General features: G+C 73.4%; 8 protein-coding genes. 2 read left to right on the top strand and 6 right to left on the bottom strand.

Going from position 1 to position 19,419, the window contains the following annotated elements; translation table 11 throughout:
• The first annotated feature begins 1 nt into the window (after position 1).
• Both VGB24_RS18605 and argH read left to right on the top strand, forming a co-directional pair.
• Positions 2 to 1,234 carry an argininosuccinate synthase gene (locus tag VGB24_RS18605; RefSeq protein WP_331074448.1) on the top strand — a complete coding sequence of 411 codons (1,233 nt, stop codon included), beginning with the start codon at positions 2 to 4 and terminating at the stop codon, positions 1,232 to 1,234.
• A 2-nt stretch (positions 1,235 to 1,236) separates the two neighbouring features.
• Complete coding sequence (gene argH / locus VGB24_RS18600) at positions 1,237 to 2,661, top strand: argininosuccinate lyase (protein ID WP_331074447.1); 1,425 nt, start codon at positions 1,237 to 1,239, stop codon at positions 2,659 to 2,661.
• A 115-nt stretch (positions 2,662 to 2,776) separates the two neighbouring features.
• On the opposite strand, the gene VGB24_RS18595 is transcribed toward argH, so the two are convergent.
• Genes VGB24_RS18595 through VGB24_RS18570 form a run of 6 tightly spaced genes read right to left on the bottom strand, consistent with a single transcriptional unit; the run spans position 2,777 to position 19,346 of the window.
• Positions 2,777 to 7,168: a hypothetical protein gene (locus VGB24_RS18595; RefSeq protein ID WP_331074446.1), complete on the bottom strand. Its 4,392-nt coding sequence runs from the start codon at positions 7,166 to 7,168 to the stop codon at positions 2,777 to 2,779.
• 11 nt (positions 7,169 to 7,179) lie between these two features.
• Complete coding sequence (locus VGB24_RS18590) at positions 7,180 to 14,427, bottom strand: hypothetical protein (RefSeq protein WP_331074445.1); 7,248 nt, start codon at positions 14,425 to 14,427, stop codon at positions 7,180 to 7,182.
• A 33-nt stretch (positions 14,428 to 14,460) separates the two neighbouring features.
• A complete protein-coding gene (locus tag VGB24_RS18585; protein ID WP_331074444.1) occupies positions 14,461 to 14,922 on the bottom strand; it encodes a hypothetical protein in 462 nt (153 codons plus the stop codon).
• Between the two features lie 29 nt (positions 14,923 to 14,951).
• Positions 14,952 to 15,212, bottom strand: a complete 261-nt coding sequence (locus VGB24_RS18580) for a hypothetical protein (protein ID WP_331074443.1) — start codon at positions 15,210 to 15,212, stop codon at positions 14,952 to 14,954.
• 13 nt (positions 15,213 to 15,225) lie between these two features.
• A complete protein-coding gene (locus VGB24_RS18575; protein ID WP_331074442.1) occupies positions 15,226 to 18,906 on the bottom strand; it encodes a hypothetical protein in 3,681 nt (1,226 codons plus the stop codon).
• Entirely contained in the window at positions 18,903 to 19,346 is a 444-nt protein-coding gene (locus tag VGB24_RS18570; protein ID WP_331074441.1) for a hypothetical protein, read from the bottom strand. The genes VGB24_RS18575 and VGB24_RS18570 overlap by 4 nt, the downstream gene beginning before the upstream one ends.
• Positions 19,347 to 19,419 lie beyond the last annotated feature (73 nt).

Raw genomic sequence — 19,419 nt, 5'->3', positions numbered from 1 at the left:
TATGCCGACCCCCCGCGTCGTCCTCGCCTACTCGGGCGGACTGGATACCTCCATCATCGTGCCCTGGCTTCGTGAAAACTACGGCGCCGAAGTGATCTGCGTGGCCGCCGACGTGGGCCAGGGCGAAGAGCTCAGTGGCCTCGAGGCCAAGGCCCTCGCCTCCGGCGCCGCCGCCTGCTACGTGCAGGACCTGCGCGAAGCCTTCGTCACCGAGTACGTGTGGCCCACGCTGCGCGCCGGTGCCGTGTACGGCCGCAAGTACCTGCTGGGGACGTCGATGGCGCGGCCCATCATCGCGAAGGCGCAGGTGGAGATCGCCCGGCAGGTGGGCGCCACGCACCTGGCCCACGGCTGCACGGGCAAGGGCAACGACCAGGTTCGCTTCGAGCTCACCTACGCCGCGCTCGCGCCGGACCTGCCGGTGATCGCGCCGTGGCGGGAGTGGAACATCCGCTCGCGCGAAGACGCCCTGGCCTACGCGGCGCAGCACCAGGTGCCCGTCGTCGCGACGCGGGAGAAGATCTACTCGCGCGACGCCAACCTGTGGCACGTCAGCCACGAGGGCGGCCCGCTGGAAGACCCCGCGCACGAGCCCGGGAGCGACCTGTTCCTGCTGACGAAGTCGCCCGAGGAGGCGTCGGCGCGCCCGGAATACGTCACCATCGGCTTCCACGAGGGATACCCCGTGTCCGTCAACGGGCAGGAGCTGGGCCCCGTGGAGCTGATCGCCGCGCTCAACGCCATCGGCGGGGCGCACGGCATCGGGCGCATCGACCTGGTGGAAGACCGGCTGGTGGGGATGAAGTCGCGCGGCATCTACGAGACGCCCGGCGGCACCCTGCTGTACGCCGCGCACTCCGAGCTGGAGCAGCTGACGCTGGACCGGCGCACGCTGAGCCTCAAGGACATGGTTGCCCCGCGCTACGCCGACCTGGTGTACGAGGGCCGCTGGTGGACCACGGAGCGCGAGGCGATGGACGCGCTGGTGAACACCACGCAGCGTCGCGTGACGGGTTCGGTGCGGCTGAAGCTGTACCGCGGCAGCGTGGCCATCGCCGGCCGCTGGTCCGCCAACTCGCTGTACGACGAGCGCTTCGTGACGTTCGGCGAGGACGACGTGTACGAGCAGTCCGACGCGGCGGGGTTCATCCGCCTGTTCGGCCTTTCCAGCCGCGTGGCCGCGCTCAAGGAGCAGGAGGCCACGCTGGCGCCCACCCTTGCCGCCGCGGACTGAACATGGCCTGCACTCCCACCGCGCCGGCGCAGAACGCCCCGGCCGTACCCGGCGCCCGCATGTGGGGCGGACGCTTTTCGGCCGGGCCCGCGCCCGAGATGGACCGGCTGAACCGCTCGCTGCCGGTGGACCGCCGCCTGTGGCGCCACGACGTGGCCGGCAGCCGCGCGTGGGCCGCCGCGCTGGGCGCCGCGGGGGTGATCGACCCCGCCGAGGCCGCCGACCTGCGCGCGGGGCTCGACGCGGTGGCGGCGCGCCTGGAGTCGTGGTCCGAGGCCGACTGGGCGGCGGCCGAGGACGAGGACGTGCACACCCTGGTCGAGCGGCTGCTGGGGGACGAGATCGGGCCCACCGCCGGCAAGCTGCACACGGGGCGCTCGCGCAACGACCAGGTGGCCACCGACTTCCGCCTCTGGGCGCTGGAGGCGGTCAAGACGCTGGACGCGGCCCTGCGCGACGTGCAGTTGGCGCTGGTCGAGCAGGCTCAGCAGCACGTGGCGACGGTGATGCCCTCGTACACGCACATGCAGCGCGCGCAGCCGGTGTCGGCCGCGCACTGGCTGCTGTCGCACGCGTGGCCGCTGGCGCGCGACCGCGAGCGGCTGGCGGACGCGGGGGATCGGGTTTCCGTGCTGCCGCTGGGTTCGGGCGCCATCGCGGGGTGCCCGTTTCCGGTGGATCGCGTGCTGCTGAAGGAGTCGCTGGGCTTCCGGGCCGTGTCGCCCAATTCGGTGGATGCGGTGGCGGACCGCGACTGGGTGGCGGAGCTGCTGTTCGTCGCGGCGATGGCCGGCGTGCACCTGTCGCGCCTGGCCGAAGACCTGGTTCTGTTCGCGTCGTCGGAGTTCGGCTTCGTGCGGCTGAGCGACCGGTTCAGCACGGGTTCGTCGCTGATGCCGCAGAAGCGCAATCCCGACGCGCTGGAGCTGGCGCGCGGCAAGGCGGGGCGGCTGATCGGCGACCTCACCGGCATGCTCGCGCTGCTGAAGGGGCTGCCGTCGGGCTACAACAAGGACCTGCAGGAAGACAAGCCGGCGCTCTTTTCCGCCTTCGACGCACTGACGGACGTGCTGCCGGCCGTGGCGGGAACCATCCGGTCGATGACGATCGACGCGGCGCGGTGCGCGGGCGCCGTCGACTCGGCCATGCTGGCGACGGACCTGGCCGACTTCCTGGTGCGCGAGGGCGTGCCCTTTCGCGAGGCCCATGGCGCGGTCGGCCGGCTGGTGCGCGCGGCCGAGGCGCTGGGATGCCCGTTGAGCGCGCTTCCCCGCGAGGTGTTCGTGGAGGTGAGCCGCGAGTTCGCTGGCGCAGACCTGGATTCGCTGTTCAGCGCCAGGGCGTCCATCGAGGCGCGCGCCAGCGAGGGGGGCACGTCACCCGCCTCCGTCCGTACCCAGATCGCGGCGCTGCTCGGGCAGATTTGAACCGCGGTTTCACGCAGAGGTCGCAGAGGGAAAAGAGAGGACGCAGAGGGCAGCCACGGCCCCTCTGCGTCCTCTCCGTCTTCTCTGCGCCCTCTGCGTGATGCCGTTTGGCTGTTCAGAGCGGCAGGTCTTCCAGGCGCCAGAGGCCGAGGCTCTTGTCGGCGTAGGCGCCGCGGTTTTCGGAGCACTTCTCGTCGATGAGCCGCAGCGGCGCGGGAAAGCGGAACGGGGCCTTCCCGAAGTCCAGGGTGCGCCACCGGGCGAGCCCGGTGTCGTGGTTGGCCGCCCGCCGGGTGAACGTGGTCGTCAGCAGGTAGCGGGCGCCGCTTTGCCTGAAGGCGTGGAGCGCCCGGAAGACCTCGTGAAAGGAAAGGAACACCAGGCAGTCCCGGCAGAGGATGAGGTCGGCACGGGGAAGGTCGCCAGCCAGCATGTCGAGCCGCTGGAAAGCGCGGCCCGGGCCGCCGTGGCGCCGCCGGACGTCGTCGACCAGGTCGCTCTGCACGTCCACGCCGGTGTACTCCACGCCGCCGAGCGCCACCTCCTTCATCCAGTTGAAGTCGCCGCACCCCGCATCGAGCAGCGAACTCACGCCCAGTTCGCCGAGAAGCGCGGGGAGGCGCGCCCTGATCTCGCGCGTGCTGTCGAGCGACGAGCCGGGGCCGGAAACCGACTCGTCGCGGTAGCGGCGGTACACGTCGCCCATCGCGCGGAAGAGGGGCTCGTACGCCACCGGCGCCGGCTGCGGGACGGGCGGCGCCGCGGGGGCGGCCTCGCCCGCTTCCGCCGCGCGTGCCGGCGCCGCGGCGAGGGAGCGGCCCAGCAGGTAGCTGAAGAAGGAGTCCGGGTGCTGCAGAGGGTGCGGCGCCGTCCGCGCGAACCGGCTGACCTCGGTGTTCGACAGCATGTAGCAGAACGCGCCGGGGTCCACCGACGGCGCGTGCCCCGCCGCGCTGTCCAGGGCGAAGAAAGCCCCGGGGTTGCTCCAGCACACCGGCTGCACCGCCTGACAGGGGAGCTCGTGCCAGGGCTCCGCGCCCGAATCGGCGATGGCGGTGAGCGGTTCGCTTCCCAGCGAGGTCCACCCGAGCGGACGGCGCGCGCGAAGGACGCCGCAGACGCGATGGTACAGCGCCTGGGCGATGCGGCTGCCCGGCCGCGCCGCCATGAAGCCGTTCGACACCAGCCCCGAGCGCTCGCGGTGGCCCACGAAGCCGTGCTCGCGCGCCAGCTCCAGCACGGGGCCCAGCGGCCGCATCACGAGGCAGTCGGAGTCGATCCACAGCCCCCCGTAGCGCGCCAGCAGGAAGGCGCGCACGAAGTCCGCGCGGTGGGGCACACCCAGCCGCCGCAGGTCGATGTCGCGGTCGCGGTCGCGAAGCGCATCGAACGCCGCCGGCGTCAGCAGCCGCACGCCGGGCACGTGCGCCGCGATGGTTTCGTGGCAGGCCCGGATCCACTCCGGACAATCGCCCTCCCAGTACAGCCACGCCGGGAGCGGCGCTTCGGCCGGCTCGTCCTCGGCCGCCGGCCGCGGGTGGGGCTCGGGGTCGCCTCCGGGCCCGGCGAGGACCAGCGACAGCGGCCCGATCAGGCGCGCGGCCACGCGCCCGGCGTCGCCCCCGGCCAGGGGAAGGCTGAGCCGCGGGGCGCCGCGAAGCGGCTCGGGGAGCGAGTCGGGCTCGTCGGCCTCGCCCACCACCACCACCACCCTGCGCGCGGCATGGGCGGCGTCGGGCAGGCCGCCGTCCAGCAGCGAACGGGCCGCCCCGGGCCCGAGGGCGACCAACGCATCCGCCGCAGCGCAGCGTTCGCGGGCGCCGTTCTCCGGGGGCACCGCCGCCTGCTCCACCACGATCCCATGCGAGGCCCGCATCGCCCCGGCCAGCGCCCCCGCGAACGCCGGCCACGCGCCGGACCCGTCGTGCGCGAACACGATGCGCCGCTCCGGCGGCCAGGGGCACGGCCAGTGTGCCGGCGGCGGGAACTGGGCGCGGAACCGGCGCGCGTCGCGAACGGCGAACACCCGCCGCATCAGCGCCACGTTCTGGGCGTAGTCCGGGTTCTGCTCCGCCGGCCGGCCGTCGGTGTAGCCGCCCGAGCCGGGGTGGTACAGGTGATGGACGTGCTGGTCGGCGTGCGCCGTGACCCCCGTCCGCCCCAGCAGCCGGGCCTTCCAGTTCCACGCGTTGTCTTCTCCCCCCCAGCCGCGGAAGCCCTCGATGAAGCCGCCGTGCTGCTGCAGAAAGGCGCGCCGCGCCAGCCCGATGGTGCCGCCGGCGGGGTGCTTTCCGCGGCCCCCCGTGTGGAGCAGCCGCACGGGCGTGCATTCCGCCGCGGCGCGCGCCCCCTCCATCACCGTGGGGGTGTCGTCCTGCGAGAGGTAGCGGATGCAGCTGAAGGGAACGAGGTAGTCGAGCCGGCGGTCCTCCAGCTCCCGCACGGCCCGCGCGACGAAGTCCGCCGGGAGCAGCACGTCGTTGTCCATCCACAGCACCAGCTCGCACCCGGTCACCCCGATTCCCACGTTGAGCGCCCGGGCGCGCTCGAACGGGCCGTGGTGCCGCACGAACACGTGGCGGCCGGCCCCGTGCGCGGCGGCCTCGCCGGCCACCGGCGCGGCGCCCAGCTCGCACACCACCACCTCGCCGACCCCCCGGCAGCCCCGCAGCGCGGCCAGCGTGGCGCGCAGGTGCGGCAGGCGGTCGCTGCCCATGTGCGGCACCACCACGCTCACCAGCGGCGGCGGCGGCGGCGCGGCTGCCACCGGCACCGGCGCGGGGACGGGCGGCCCGGCGTGCACCGGCTGCGCTGCGGCCGGGGGCTGCGCCGCCGGCGGCCGCGAGATCCGCGCGGCGCGCTCCAGGGCGGCGTCGACCGCCGGCTGCCAGAAGCGCTCCCACTGCCGGCCGAAGTCCCAGTGCTCGTCCACCCAGACGCGGTTCGCCCGGCCCTCGTCGGCCAGTGCGCCGGCGCCGCGCTCCACCAGCCGCACGAGGGTTTCCTCCAGCCCGTCCAGGCCGCTGCACACGAACGGGTTGCGCGCACCGGGGGCGCACTGCCGGAAGGCGCCGGCGATCCCCTCCACCAGCCCCAGGCCGTTCACCACCACGCACCCGGCCGCGAGCCCTTCCAGGCTGTTGCGGTGGTAGCTCCCCGTTACGCACTCGTCGATCACCACGTGCGCCTCGCGCTTCATCCGCATGGCCCGGGCGTGGTCCACCTGCCCGCCGCGCACCACCTCCAGGCGCACGCCCAGGCGCGCGGCCAGCCGGTCGAGCACGCGCACCGTGGTGTGGTAGCCCTTGGCGTGCCAGTACAGCCGGTGCCCGGCCGGGTACCGCTCATGCCGCCCCGACGGGGTGTAGCAGAGGGTGGGAACCGCCGGCTTGGGGCCGGGCTGGAAGCCGGCTTCCCAGGCGGGGAGCGGGTTGGGTACCACCCCCCACCCGGCGAACTCGGGGAGCGCCGCCTGGTACTGCCCCACCACGACCCCCGGAAAGCCGCGGTCCACCAGGCGGGTGCCCACGTTCCACATGTAGTTGTGGGCCATCACCACCACCGGCCGGCCGTCCAGCACCCGCTGGTGGCGCGGGTCTACCCTGCCGTTGTGCACCACCACCACGTCGGCCTCGCGCAGCACCTCCTCGGCTTCGCGGGGCGCGCGCTTCCACTCCAGGTCTCCCTGGAACTCCACCCCGTTGCCGTAGGAGCGGTCGGCCCACACGCAGCGTGCGGCGTGCGGCGTGCGCGCGGCGATGCAGCGCGCCAGGATCGCCGGCACGCCGGCCACGGGGGTGGTGGCGTACGAGACCACGCGCAGCGGGCGGGGCCCGGGGGCGGGCACCGCCCCCCCGCCCTCCCGCGCCAACTCCATGAACCGCTCCAGCGGCATCCGGGGGAGCGCGGTGAGCCGGCTTTCTTCGCTCAGGTTGAACAGCTCCACCCCCTCGGCCTCGCACGCCGCGGCCAGGGCGCGGTAGTCGCGCTCGATCAGCGGAAGGGTTCCCGCCAGGTTGTGGCGCCCGGTGGCGCCGAAGAAGTGGTGGTCGGTGAAGTCCACGCCCAGCAGCCCGATGCGCGCGGCGCCCATGAAGCGGGCCAGGCAAACCGCCACGTACGGCGAGTTGTTGCTGAAGGGCAGGGTGGGCGACGAGGCGGCGAGCTCCGTGCTTCCCTTGCGGCCCAGCCGGAAGCGCACGGTGGGGGCGTGCGGAAGGGCGAGGGCCAGGTGCGAGAACACCGCCCGCGCGCGGCTCTGCTCCACGGCGGCGCGCCGCTCGCGGGGAAAGCTCCCCAGCGGGTTCAGCACCACCAGGTACGTGGGATCGAACTTCCGGCCCACGTCGTTCACGCCGATCGTCACCAGGCCGTCGGGCGAGGGCAGGCGGTTCAGCGAGCTGCCGCAGCCGCAGACCAGCACGGCCTGCCCGCGATGGCGGCCGCGGTACTCCTCGAAGGTGGCGGGCGGCGCCACCTCCGCCACGGGGGGCGTGGGATCGGTCATTTCCACACCGGTCAGACGGCGACCGCGAACGCCGCCGGCCCGTTCCACCACCCGTCGCCGTCGGCGGTCTCGATGGGAATGTCGTGAAGCCGCACCAGCGGGAGCTGGGTTCCGTTCACGGTGCCGAACAGGGTCAGCGACAGGTGCACCTGTCCGCCCGGCACGGGGTTCGCCGCCGCGCGCCACAGGGCGATCTCTTCGGCCAGCTGCGTGGCCAGCTCGTCCGCCGCCGGGCTGGCGCTGGCCGGGGTGGGAACGGTGGCCAGGAGGATCTGGGTAGTGGCGGTCAGCCCCCCGCCCGGCGAGGCGGTGTCGGCCACCAGCAGGTGCGAATACCAGGCGCCGATGCGCAGCTGGGTTTCGAGCCCCGCGCCCACCCCGGCCAGGGGCTCCAGGATCTGTGCCAGCTGTCCGGCCAGGCTGGCGCCGGGCGCCAGCGGCGTGAGCAGCGGGCGGTCGATCAGCGGGATCACCGGGTTGTGAAAGCCCACCGTCTGGGTCTGGTAGATGAACAGCTCCGAGGTGGTGCGGCCGGGCACCAGCTCGGCGTTGCGCACGATCCCCGCGCTGAAGTACCCCGTCTGGTACGTGAACACGGGGAGCGGCGTCCAGGTGAAGGTGATCTCTCCCAGGTCGGCCGGCTGGCCGAAGGTGTAGATCCGCTGCTCCCACTCGCCGCCGGCCGCAACCCCGGGCGGCGGCGACTCCGACGGGCTTCCCACCGGCCCGGGCGTGGCCTCGTGCCCGCCGCGATCCGCGATGGCCGGCCACACCAGGGGGGTGCCCGCCGAAACGCAGCCCCACACCGCCACCTCCTTCAGCCCCGACCCGGCCACCTCGCCCAGCACGAACGCGTGGACGGAAAGTTCCGGCGGCGTGTCGTCCACCAGCGCCGCGCTCTCGCCGTCGTCGTACGACGGCCAGGCGTCGGCCACGGGCTGGGCCACGTCCAGGAACGCCTGGACCTCGGCGGCGAGCGCCGCGGGGGATTCGGCCCCCGGCGCGGCGGCGGAAAGCTCGGCGGCGATGCGCCGCGCCAGCGGGGCCACGTCGGGGACGGCGGCCCGGTAGGCGGCCAGCGCGTCGAACAGGCTTTCGGCCGACGCCGGCCCGGGCTCTTCCGGGCTGCCCTGGGCGGCGGGGGGGGGGTTGTAGGTGACCGTGAAGCGCATCTGGTCCTGCGCGGCCCACTCGTGCTGCACGCGAACCTGGTAGCTCCACTCCAGTGCTTCCTCGATCTCCTGCGCGGCGGTGGGCGCGGGGCTGGTGGCGGGGAACGGGGCGTCCATCGCCACCTGGCTCACCAGCACCGGCACGGTGGGCTCGGCCTCCAGCGGGATCGGCACCTGCACCGCATCGCCCCCGGTGACCGCCAGGTTCAGCTCGTCGCTGTCGGAAATGACGAAGCTGAGCCACGACGAAGGGACGTAGCCGAAGTGCTCTTCGCCGGTCTCGAAGTGGTGCTGCAGCTGGGTGACGTGGTAGTACAGCGGCACCACCAGCTCGGCCTGCTCGGCCGGGTGCGCCACGTTCACGAACACGTTCAGCCACTGCTCCCCGGGCGACAGCGGGAGCGTGGGATTGGAGAAGGCGTACTGGCGCGGCCCCCCGGGAGACCCCGTGGGCAGCGGGGGGGACGACGTGCGGAAGGCGCTCGCGCTTCCCGACAGCCGCGGGGCCACGCCGGGCGAGCCCGCCTCCACCTGGCCCACGGCCGACACCTGGGCGCGCGCCTGCACCAGCACCGACAGGGCCGGCGCGGCCGAGAGATGGTCGAGAAGCTGCTGCTCCAGCTGGCTGGCGCCCCCCTGCAGGTCGCCCGCCCCGGCCAGCGCCTGCTCGGTGAAGACGTGCGCCAGCGCGCGCGGGATCCGGGCGGCGAGCGATTCCTTGATCAGCACCAGCTCCAGGTACAGCCCGGTGCCCTGCCGGTCGTCCAGGATGGAGAGGGCGGCGGCGCCCACCGGCGAAAGCAGCGCTTCGACGTCGGCCAGGAAGCCGGCCGCCCAGGCGTCGAGGTCCACGCCGTGGTACGCCACCCCGCCCACCACGCGGGTGACCGGCTGCACCGCGAGCGGGCGCAGGGCGAGGTAGACCGGCTCGGCCGCGGGGCTGCCGGGGGGGAACGATACCTCGATCCCCGCCACGGGGCTCATCCGCACCACCCAGAAGGGCGTGCCCGCCACCACGCCGGCCTGGTCCTGCGCGCCGGTGCGCTGCGCCAGCTTGAGGATTCCCGTGCCCCCGTCGAAGCCCCGGAAGGCCTCTTCGAAGCTGGCGGCGAATGCGCGCAGCGACACCAGCGCCTCCGCCGGCGATCCGCCGGACCCGTTCGTGTCGTGCTGGTAGTTCGCGGCCACCACCGTGCACACCCGGCGCACCGAGGGAAGCAGCTCCGCGTCGTCGTCGGGGCTGGCGCCCCCGCGCGAAAGCTCCACCTGCACCGTCAGCGGCAGCACGTCGGCGGGCAGGGCCGACACCTCGGCGAACGGAACCGCCAGCACCAGCGCAAGCGTCTGGCTCTGCGGGTACACCGAGGGTCCGTTCCCCCCCGCCAGCGAGGCGGCGATCTCGGCGCCCACCGCGGCCACGAACGCCTGGAGCTGCTCCAGCACGCCGCCCGCGTCCACGGCGCCGCCGCCGGCGGCCACCAGCGAGGTGCGCACCGCCACCGCCAGGTTGGGGTCGCCCAGCTGCTGGGCCACGGTGGTGTAGCGCCCAAGCGCGCTCGTCCACGCCACCGCCGGGTCCACCCCGCTCCCGGAGGGCGAGGGCGACCCGTCGGGGGGCGCCACGCTCCCGGGATCGAAGTGCAGGAGGATGCGCAGCGTGGCCGCCGCGGACCCGCCGCCCTTCTGGAAGTCGTACGCCACGTGCAGCCCCGGCCACTCGCCCAGGGCCACGATGGGATCGTTGTACCGCAGCGGGAAGGAGAAGGCGTGCACGTCGGGGAGCGCGTTGCCGAACAGGTCGGCCATCCGGAAGGACAGCTCCGCCGTACGCCCCACGCTCAGGTACGGGTTGTCGCTCACGGGCGACCCGGCGGCCAGGAAGCGCGAGACGGGTACCACGCCGGTGTAGCGCCAGGGAGTGGAATCGTTCGCCACCACCCCGTGCACGGCCTCGGCCACGGCGAACAGCTGCTGGGCGGCGCCCTGGTCGGTGGGCCCCACCGGCAGCCCCCACACCGACTCGCTGAAGTCGCCGTTCCCCTCGATGCGCAGCTGGAAGAGCTGGTACAGGTCGTCCACCGGGAGCGGATCTTCCGGGCTGGCCGGCGCGGGGCGCTGCCAGGTGATCCCGTACCCCACCGTTCCGGGCGGATAGCTGGGCCTGTACACCGGCACCGGCACTCCGCTGTCGCGGTCCAGCACCTGCGCCTGCACCGGCGAGGCGGGGCCGTCGCCGGGAACCACGATGGCCGTGGCGATGGGAGGAACCGCCACCGGGTTGCCGGCGACGGCGCTTCCGCCCAGCTCCACCACGATGTCGAACTGGATGGTCCCCGCGGCGGCGAAGAGGCCGTCGGGAAGCCCGTGGCCGTCGGCGGTGCGGTAGTACAGGTAGTACCCGTCGCCGTTCACCACGCTGCACTCCCACACCAGCGTCAGGAAGTCCTTCACGTCCGCCAGCCGCGCGCTCAGCGGCCCCTGCGAGGGGGCGGCCGGCAGCATCGCGGCGAAGTGGGGGCTGGTCTGCCCCGCCCGGCTGGTGGTGGAGAAGCTGGCCTTCACCAGCAGGGTGTCGTCGCCCATGGGCTCCGACACCAGCGCGCCGCCGCCGGGCGAGCCGGCCGAGGTGTGGAGCAGTGAAAGCGTGGCCCCGGAAAGGTCCATGCCGAGCGCGGCGCCGATCAGGTCGCGCGTCTGCTCGTCGGTGGGGCCCAGCGTGTAGAGCGAGGGCACGTACGCCGCGTCCATGCCGCCCGCGGACGAGCCGGGCGAGCCCGGCCCCGGGACGAGGTCGACGCTGCTCTGCGCCGCCACCCGGCTGAGGGTGACGGGAATCACCAGGGCGGCATGCGCCGCCGGCGCGGGCGGGGGTGAGCCGCCGCCGGAAAGGTACGAGAGCGCGAGCTGGATTCCCTGCCCCTCCCACGCCTGCTGCAGCACGGGAAGGGGAAGGGGAAGGATCGCGTGGCTGCCGTCGGGCGCGTCCCATGCCATCCGCGCCTTGAGCGACACGGTGAGCGACGACGGGGAAAGGGGCGGCAGCGCCAGCACCGCCACGGCGCCGGCGTCGCCGCCGGCGGGCCCCGGCGAGCCCGGGCCCGACCACGCGGGGCTGGGCGCCGGCGGCGGGGCCGCCGGCAGCTCCACCGTGCAGGTGCTGCCGTCGCCGCCGTCGAACGCCATCCACCCCGCGGGCATCCCGGCGGCCGGGTCCAGGCGCAGGGTGGCGGCGGTCTGCCCGGCGGCCGGAGCCGCGTCGAACTGCTGGCCGGTGAGGAGAAAGGCGGCCGCCGCGGGAACGTCGCGCATGTTCTGCGGCGTGGGATCCACCGGCGTGTGCAGCGGAATCGGCAGCTGCAGGCCGTGCATCAGGAAGCGCGACCCCAGCCCGGCCAGCCCGGCGTAGTCCAGCCCGTCCAGCAGGGAGTCCAGGGTGTCGGGGCCGCTCACCGCCTGCACGTGCGCCAGCACGTGCGACAGCGCGCGGTGCAGCATCCCGTCCAGGGCGCCGCCCCCGTCCGCGGGCTCCAGGGCCTGCACCTGCGTGTCGAGCCCTGCCTCGTGCTCGCCTTCCGCGGCCGCCGCCGCGGCCTGCAGGTCGCCGCAGGCCTTGCGCGCCAGCATCAGCACGTAGTCCACGAACACGCTCTCGGCCACGCCCCCGCTGACGGGCGAACCCGCCGCCGCCGTCCCCGTCGTGCCCGTGGCGCTCGCGGCGCCGCCCAGGCTCAGCTCGCCGAAGAAGGCGTTGATGGCGTCGGGATAATTGGGCAGGGGGGTGCCGTACACCGTGAAGTCGGCGAAGTCCACCACCTCGCCCGCGCCGTAGTCCAGCTCCAGCTGCGGAAGCATGGGGAGGACCGCGGCGGTCTCCATCGTGGCCGGCGACGCGTTGCTGAGGGCCGTCACCCGGAAGGTGAGCGAGCCCAGCCAGGTGCCCAGCAGGGTGGCGAAGCCGGCGTATCCGCCGAAATGCGGCCCGTCGGGCGCCGCCGATCCCTGGCCCAGCCACTCCACCAGCTCGGCGAAGCGGTTGCTCCACGAATCCCCCGCCGAGGTGAACGACACCAGCCATTCCACCATCGCCCGCACCAGCTGCTCGAACGCGGTCTGCGGCGCGCCCGCTCCGGGGCCGGCCGCGCCCGGCGCCGGCGCCTCGATGAGCAGGGTGGCCACCAGCGCGATGCGGGGGCCCGGCGAGCCGGTGTACACGGCGGTGGGGTGCAGCGCGAAGCAGAGCTCGATGGGGGCCGGCCCGGGCGGCGAGCCCGCCGCGAAGAAGGCCGCGCGGGGCGCGGCGGCGAAGGCCCCCGCGGAGGCGAACGCGTGCGCGGCCCCCGCCGAGGCGGGCACCACCCCGCCCGCGCCCCCCGGAGCGAAGGCGGCCGGCACCGCCGGGCGAAGCGAGGCGAGGGACCGTGCCTGGCTGCCGAGCACCTGCGCCGCCGCCGTACGCACGCTGGCCACCAGGGCCTGCGGGAGCGCGGCGCCCCACACCCCCTGCGGCCCGTCGATGCTGGCCACCCCCTTGCCGGCCGCGCCGATGTAGAAGGTGTGGCTTACCTGCGCGCCGAAGTGCAGGTGGATGGTGACGAAGAGGATCTTCACGCTCACCTCCACGCGCACCTCGGCCGACACGGCCAGCTGCGTCTGGTACCCGGTCTGGAAGGCGAACCCCACGCCGGCTTCCAGGTAGATGGACACCGAGGCCTTGAGGATGGCGAAGTCCACCGTTCCCTGGATCACCACCACCAGCTGGGCCGTGCCCGCGAACCAGTACAGGTCCGGCTGGCGGGCGAGCGGGCTGGAGTCGCCCTCCGCGGGAGCGTTCCACGCCAGCAGCCCCTGCAGCGTGGCCGTGACCGATGCGCTGAGCGAGGCGGAGAAGATCGACGCGTTGTACGAGACGCCGGCCGAGATGGAAAGCGCGATCCCGAACTCCAGGATGGGGTTGTAGTCCACCTGGCCGGGCTGGTAGCCGGGGTTGTCGGCGCTGCGCAGCCTGGCGAAGTAGAAGCCCGCCTGCCCGGTGAGCGGCCCCACGATGATCCCGATGGAGCTGGGCCCCAGCGGCCACCCCACGTTCACGCGGAAGTCGCCGTTGGTGTAGATCCACACCGCGAACCCGGGAAGCACCAGGATCACGCCGTCGATCTCGATGCGGCGCAGGAACATCGGCAGGGTGAGCGCCCCGTAGTACACGCCCAGCCCCGGGCCCACCTTCTGGTAGAAGATCTCGAAGAGGAAGCCGTACCACGGGGTGCCGGGCTGGTTGGCCGCCACCCGCAGCCCGTACATGTCGGGGTCGTTGAAGAGGGCCTTCAGGTCCCACCCGCGCATGCTCACGTGCAGCCCGAAGAACCAGTCGCGGTCGGGATGGTAGAAGGTCTGCGCCAGCTCGGTGACCACCGTCTGCGGGTCGTTGGCGCTCAGCTCCCGCTCCAGCTGCCCGAAGATCGTTTCGAGGGGGTCGTCGACGTTGGGCCCCACCGGGTCGGGGCCCACCCGCTGCCCCAGCCCGATGTAGTGGAGCTGGAAGGCCGTGAGCGACCCCTGCGGCGGAACCGGAAAGGGGTAGGTGACGATCTGGGTGCTGGGCGTGCCCGCGCCGCTCTGCGTGGTGGTGGGCATCTCGATGCGCGCCCGCAGGTCGAGCCCGCCGGCCGCCTTGTCGTACACCAGGTAGAGCGCGTACAGCTTGATGTCGGGCTCGATGGTCACCGAGATGTACTGGTTCGCCACCCCGCCGCCGATCTGAATGGGGTCCGCGGCGTAGGGCGGCGTCTCGGAGACGAAGGCGACCTCCGCGTAGAACGCCTCGGTGCCGGAGCCGGGCGCGATCCACAGCGACGGGAGCGCGCCCTTCCCCTTGATGCTGATCAGCTTCATCCAGCCGCTGTCCAGCGACGGCAGCTCCACCCCGATCCACGACTCCAGCCCGTCGCGCATCCGGTCGTAGATCGTCTCCAGCGACACCGGCTCGTCCATCGCGAGCTGCAGCGAGAACGGGCCGCCCGCCAGGCGCATGACCAGGCGGGCGCCGACGTCGGCGACCTTTCCATCCAGGCTGAGCTCGATCCGGGGCATGATGCGGCGGCGGGTGGCGAGGGCTTCAGGGCGTCAGGGCGAGGTGGTGGTGACGGGTCCGCTGGAGATGCTGAGCCCGATGCTGTCGAGCTCCACGAAGCCCGGGATGATCTCCAGCGGGTTCGCGTCCAGGGAGTAGTTGATGGCCAGCTGGTACGACGCCGGCCCCGTGGCGGGACGGTGGATCGACAGCACCGTGATCGAAAGCACGCCGCCGGTGGCCTCCTCGAAGCGCGACCGGAGGTCGATCGGCGTCGTCGGCAGGTCGCTGCCGATGTCGGTGGTGCTGGGGATGCTCAGGCTCAGCGGGGGGCCGTTGAACCAGGTGATCAGCTCGTCGAGCGTGCCCAGCACCACGGGCTGGGCGAGCGTGAAGTCGATGATCCCCTTCTTCAGGTCCGTCAGGCTGCCGCTGCTGACGGGCACCTGCACGCCGTTCAGGGTGAACGTTCCGCTGAGGGCGATGTCGGTGCCGGTGGCGGGAGGGCTGGACATGGGCGGTTCCTTTTTTAGCTGGAGTGGGACTACCGCACGACCCCGGGCGGGGTTCGCGACTGCACGACGACCTTGATGTTCTGCAGCTCGAAGCCCCCGAGCACCTCCACCTCGCCGTCGACTTCGATTTCCCACGGCGGGTCGCCCAGGGGGTAGCCGCCGGGGACCACGAACTCCCAGAGCCGCACCAGGAAGGGCCATGGCCGCAGGTCGGACAGCGACGGCACCCAGGTCTGGAGCCGGGTTCCGAGCCAGCTCACCAGGTCGGCGACGGTGACGGGAGATGCCATTGCGGTCCGGGGGTCAGGGCGACGACGAGGCGGGGGCGGTGGCCGCCAGGTACCAGGCCAGGTTGCTGGCGTTGCGCGGGGCCCCCTCTTCGGGGGTGCCGGCGAACACCACGAAATCCACCACCACGCCGGGGGGGAAGTCGTAGCCCAGCAGGCTGAGCGCCACGTTGTTGAAGAGGATGCCGTAGACCGCGCCCGCGTGGGTATCCACCCGGAACAGGTTGGCGTCGCCGAACACGGTCTTGATCATCCCCTGCAGGTTGAACCCGCTGTAGCCGGCCGAGAGCGACGGGAGCTGTACCAGGATGGCCGCGGCGTCGTTGTCGCGCACCACGCTCGACGGACCCCACGCCAGGTACAGCGAGGCGTTGAGCCCCGCGTGCGGCCCCGCCATCGCCCCCAGGGTGCCCAGGGGAAAGTCGTACACCAGCGCGTACTGCGGGCTGCTGGTGGTGTAGGGCGACGGCGCCGGATTGCCGGTGCCCGCGGGCGAACCGGCCGGCTGCGTCCCCGATCCTTCCAGCTGCGCCACGTGCACCGGCGCCGCGTTGAGCGCCGCGGCCGTGAGCCCCGCGGGCGCGTATCGCAGCGCGTTGGGCTTCAGCGGCAGGCTGCCCAGCAGGCTCTCGTCGCGGATCGCCTGGGCGGTGGGCGCGATCACCAGCCCGGAAAGGTCGCCCGCGACCGTCTCGGAGCCCGGCAGCATGCTCCCCTCGGCGTCCATCAGGAACGAGATCAGGACGGTGAGCCCCGAGAACGCCAGCCCGGCCCCCCCCGGCGAGCCGGGGCCGCGCCCCGCGGCCGCGGGGTTTCCGTACGAGAACAGGTCCAGCTCCGGGGCGCCGGGAAAGGGCGCGGCGGCGAACCAGATCTCCCCGCTCAGCGTGAACGCCGCCCGCACGGGCGCGTCGGGGCTGCCGCCGCCGCCGCTGACCGGGGCCAGCGTGGCCCCGGTAAAGACCACCTTCTCGATCACCCGGCTCCCGCCCGGCGGCGTGACGGCGGCGTACACGAACGGCTGGTCGGCCACGAAGCTCACCGTGCCCACGCCCGCCGACCCGCTGCTTGCGCCCGCCTTCTGGTACTGTCCCTTGATGGTGAGCGTGTTCGCGGGCACCGGGGGCGAGCTGGGCGGCACGCCCTGCAGCGCCACCTCGCGGCCGAACAGGCGGCGCACCGTAAGCCCCACCTCGGCGTTGAACTGCGTGATCACCGAGTTGCCGAACACCACCGTCAGGTACTCGACCGCGTAGGCGAAGTCTCCGTCGCCGGCGGGCGACGCGGCGGCCGGCGAGCCGCCCGGCGGGGGCGCCTGGTAGTGGATCACCCCGAAGAGCGAGCTGTTGGTCAGCTCGCCCGCGCCCGGCGAGCCCCCGCCCACGTGGTTCACCTCGATCCCCAGGTGGTGCGCCCGCAGCGGTCCCTGCACCCCGCCCAGCAGCATCTGGAAGTCGGGGGGCATCCCGTGCCCGTCCACCACGCCGTCGAAGCAGAGGACGCCCGTCCAGGCCGGGTCAACGGCGATCTGCCGGAAGTACGCGAACGGCCCGCCCGTGTCGCCCGTGTCGGGCGAGGCGGGTGCCCCGCCGCCCACCCCGGCGACGCGCAGGCTTTCCTGCAGCTGCGCCTGCACCGCGGCCACCGCGGCCGGGGTGCCCACGAAGTCGTCGGTGGCCGTCCACAGGCTGGCGTTGGCCACCAGGTCGGCCAGCGAGCTGCAGGGGTTGAACTTGAAGACCAGGATCGCGCCCTCGTCCAGGTCCAGGAGCAGGTTGAACCCGCCGATGTCGACCTGGTCGGCCACGCCGAAGTCGCCCACGTGCGCGGGGGAGGAGATCACCAGGAACAGCCCGTTCTGCGACAGGGCGTTCGTCAGGCGGTCGTCCAGCACCCCTTCCGGGCTTCCGGCCGCGGGGCCGAACGCCAGCAGCTGCGAGGGGTCCACCGGCCCCCGCGCCAGCAGCAGGCGGTGCCAGCTTCCGTCGGGGTTCAGCTCCACCAGCAGCCCCTGGGGCGTGGTGGCCGTGGCCGGGGCCGCGGCGTCCGCCGGAGCCGTCCCGGCGGGCATGGCACCCGGCCCGGGCGCGCGTGGCGCGGCCGCGTAGCCGGGAACGCGGAACGACGGCCCCGCCCCGCCCGCAGTGAGCGCAGCGTGGCGCGAGGGGGTCAGTACGGCCAGCTCGAACGCGGTGAAGCCGGCGCTGCCGCCCTGCCCCTGCGACGTCCCGAACACGCCGCCGTAGGGAACCAGCGGGAAGACCGCCGGGGTCTCGAGCCCGGAAAGGAACGACTCCACCGCCACCGGGAACCGCGTGGCCGCGGCGGGCGCGAAGTAGGTCGACTTCGCGGGCTGGCCGAAGAAGGCGCGCCCCGCCTGCGCCAGGGGGGCGCCATAGCTCATCCACGAAGTGGTGCATGTGTCCGTCAGCGCCGCGCCGGCCGCGGCCTGCCCGGTGCCGCCGGGCGAAAAGCCGGGCGCATAGGCGGGCTGCCCCGGCACCAGCTCGAAGCGGTCGCCGGGGTGCACCAGCAAGTACTCCTGCGCCGAAAAGGCGGGCATCACCGGAAGCGGCGCCTCGGGCGACGCGCCCACGAACTCGAACGGCCCCGCGGGCGCCAGGTAGTGAAGGGGCGAGCCCAGGGCGTCGGCCCCGTTCACGGCGAGGACGAAGCCGGGCGCGTCGGCGTCGGGAGGGCTGGCCTCGGGCAGGGAGGGCCGTACGGCGGTCGGCTCGCCGGTGGTCAGGAAGAAGAAGCTCGACTGCAGGTCGGTGCCCAGGTTCCACCACCCGGCCGGCCCCACCTTCTGGCTCGTCTGGTCGAAGGTCAGCCGCGAAACCGCCGGGTCGGTGGGATGCAGCGGGTGCAGGCGCACGTGGAACCCCAGGTACTGGGTGGTTCCTTCCGGCGGCGGCGAGGCGGCCCAGGGCGGCGCGAACAGGGGGTAGCGGAGCACCCCGGTCTCCTGGCCCGCGGGGTAGGCGTAGCAGAAGCCGCCCACCAGGTGCTCGGCCAGCGAGCCGGGGTTCAGCCCCAGGTCGAACGGGATGCTCCCCGCGAAGCCGCCCGTGAACGGAACCGCCAGGCTCCAGTGGTCGGCGTAGTACCCGTAGGTGGGGAGCGACGACTGCATCCACACCAGCTGCACGAACGTCAGGTCGCTTCCCGCCGCCGAGGTCAGGGTGAACGCCTCGCCGGCAAGGTCCACGTCCACCGCCAGGGTCAGCTGGTTCGGCTGGCCCACGAGCAGCTGCAGCGGCGGGAAGTCGAAGACGGTCTGCCCCGAAACCGGCCGCGTGCTGTGCATGGGCGGGTTCCGGCCCAGCGCCAGCAGCGCATAATCCCACGGGGAGGCCTTGTGGCTGCGCAGCCACACCAGCGAGCGGGGGGTGGGCCCGGCGGTCGCGGGGGCGGCGGGGGTGGTGCCGCCGCCCTCCTGCCGCGGCTGGCCCGGCGCGGGAAGGGTGTGGAGCGCCTGCCCCGCGAATCCCGCGGCATCCGCCGTGGAAAGGACCTCGGGGAGGAAGATGTACCACCCGGGAAAGTTCCCGCTCCACGAGTCTTCGAACGAAACGGGCCCGGGGCCCGCGGCGGCCTGCAGAAAATACAGGTACGCGGGCTGGATGGCCGACGGGTCGCCCACCCGGAACAGCCCGGTCGCGACGGAGGTGAAGGCGGGGCCGGGGCTGCTCACGCGGACCCCTTCCGCACCGGCGGCACCACGTGCGCGTTGCCGGCCACCAGGGTGCCGTTCACCAGGAATGCCCAACGTGGGGGGAGGGTGTAGCTCTGGAAGACCAGGTACAGCTGCCCGGCATCGATCTGCACCATCGGCAGGTCGGGCACGTTCACCGTCACCGACAGCATGTCGGGAACGGTGGCGGTCTGAATCACGAGCTGGTTGTCGCCGAAGTTGAAGCAGCCGGCCGACGTGGTTCCGGCCAGCAGGAGGTAGGCGGGATTCTCCGGGGTTCCCGGGTACCAGTAGTTCGACGCCGACGTGGCGGGCACCACCACCGCCGGGCCGCCGTTGATGGTGACCGTATAGGGCACCCCGTTGGCGCAGTTGAACAGGTACACCGGGGCCGTGATGGCGTCGTCGGTCGCCATGATCTCGCCGGTTGCGGGTTGCACGGTGCCTCCTCCCCTGGTGAACACGCCTCGTGGGCGGTGCCGGTGCCGTTCACCGGCCGCCGCGCCCACGAGG

The sequence above is a fragment of the Longimicrobium sp. genome, assembly GCF_036399935.1.
Taxonomy (GTDB): domain Bacteria; phylum Gemmatimonadota; class Gemmatimonadetes; order Longimicrobiales; family Longimicrobiaceae; genus Longimicrobium.
This window is presented reverse-complemented; position numbering and strand designations above follow the sequence as displayed.

Bases quoted from the DNA above. Each gene is read 5' to 3' on its own strand.
- VGB24_RS18605 (WP_331074448.1), top strand. From the start codon at position 2: ATGCCGACCCCCCGCGTCGTCCTCGCCTACTCGGGCGGACTGGATACC.
- argH (WP_331074447.1), top strand. From the start codon at position 1,237: ATGGCCTGCACTCCCACCGCGCCGGCGCAGAACGCCCCGGCCGTACCC.
- VGB24_RS18595 (WP_331074446.1), bottom strand. From the start codon at position 7,168: ATGACCGATCCCACGCCCCCCGTGGCGGAGGTGGCGCCGCCCGCCACC.
- VGB24_RS18590 (WP_331074445.1), bottom strand. From the start codon at position 14,427: ATGCCCCGGATCGAGCTCAGCCTGGATGGAAAGGTCGCCGACGTCGGC.
- VGB24_RS18585 (WP_331074444.1), bottom strand. From the start codon at position 14,922: ATGTCCAGCCCTCCCGCCACCGGCACCGACATCGCCCTCAGCGGAACG.
- VGB24_RS18580 (WP_331074443.1), bottom strand. From the start codon at position 15,212: ATGGCATCTCCCGTCACCGTCGCCGACCTGGTGAGCTGGCTCGGAACC.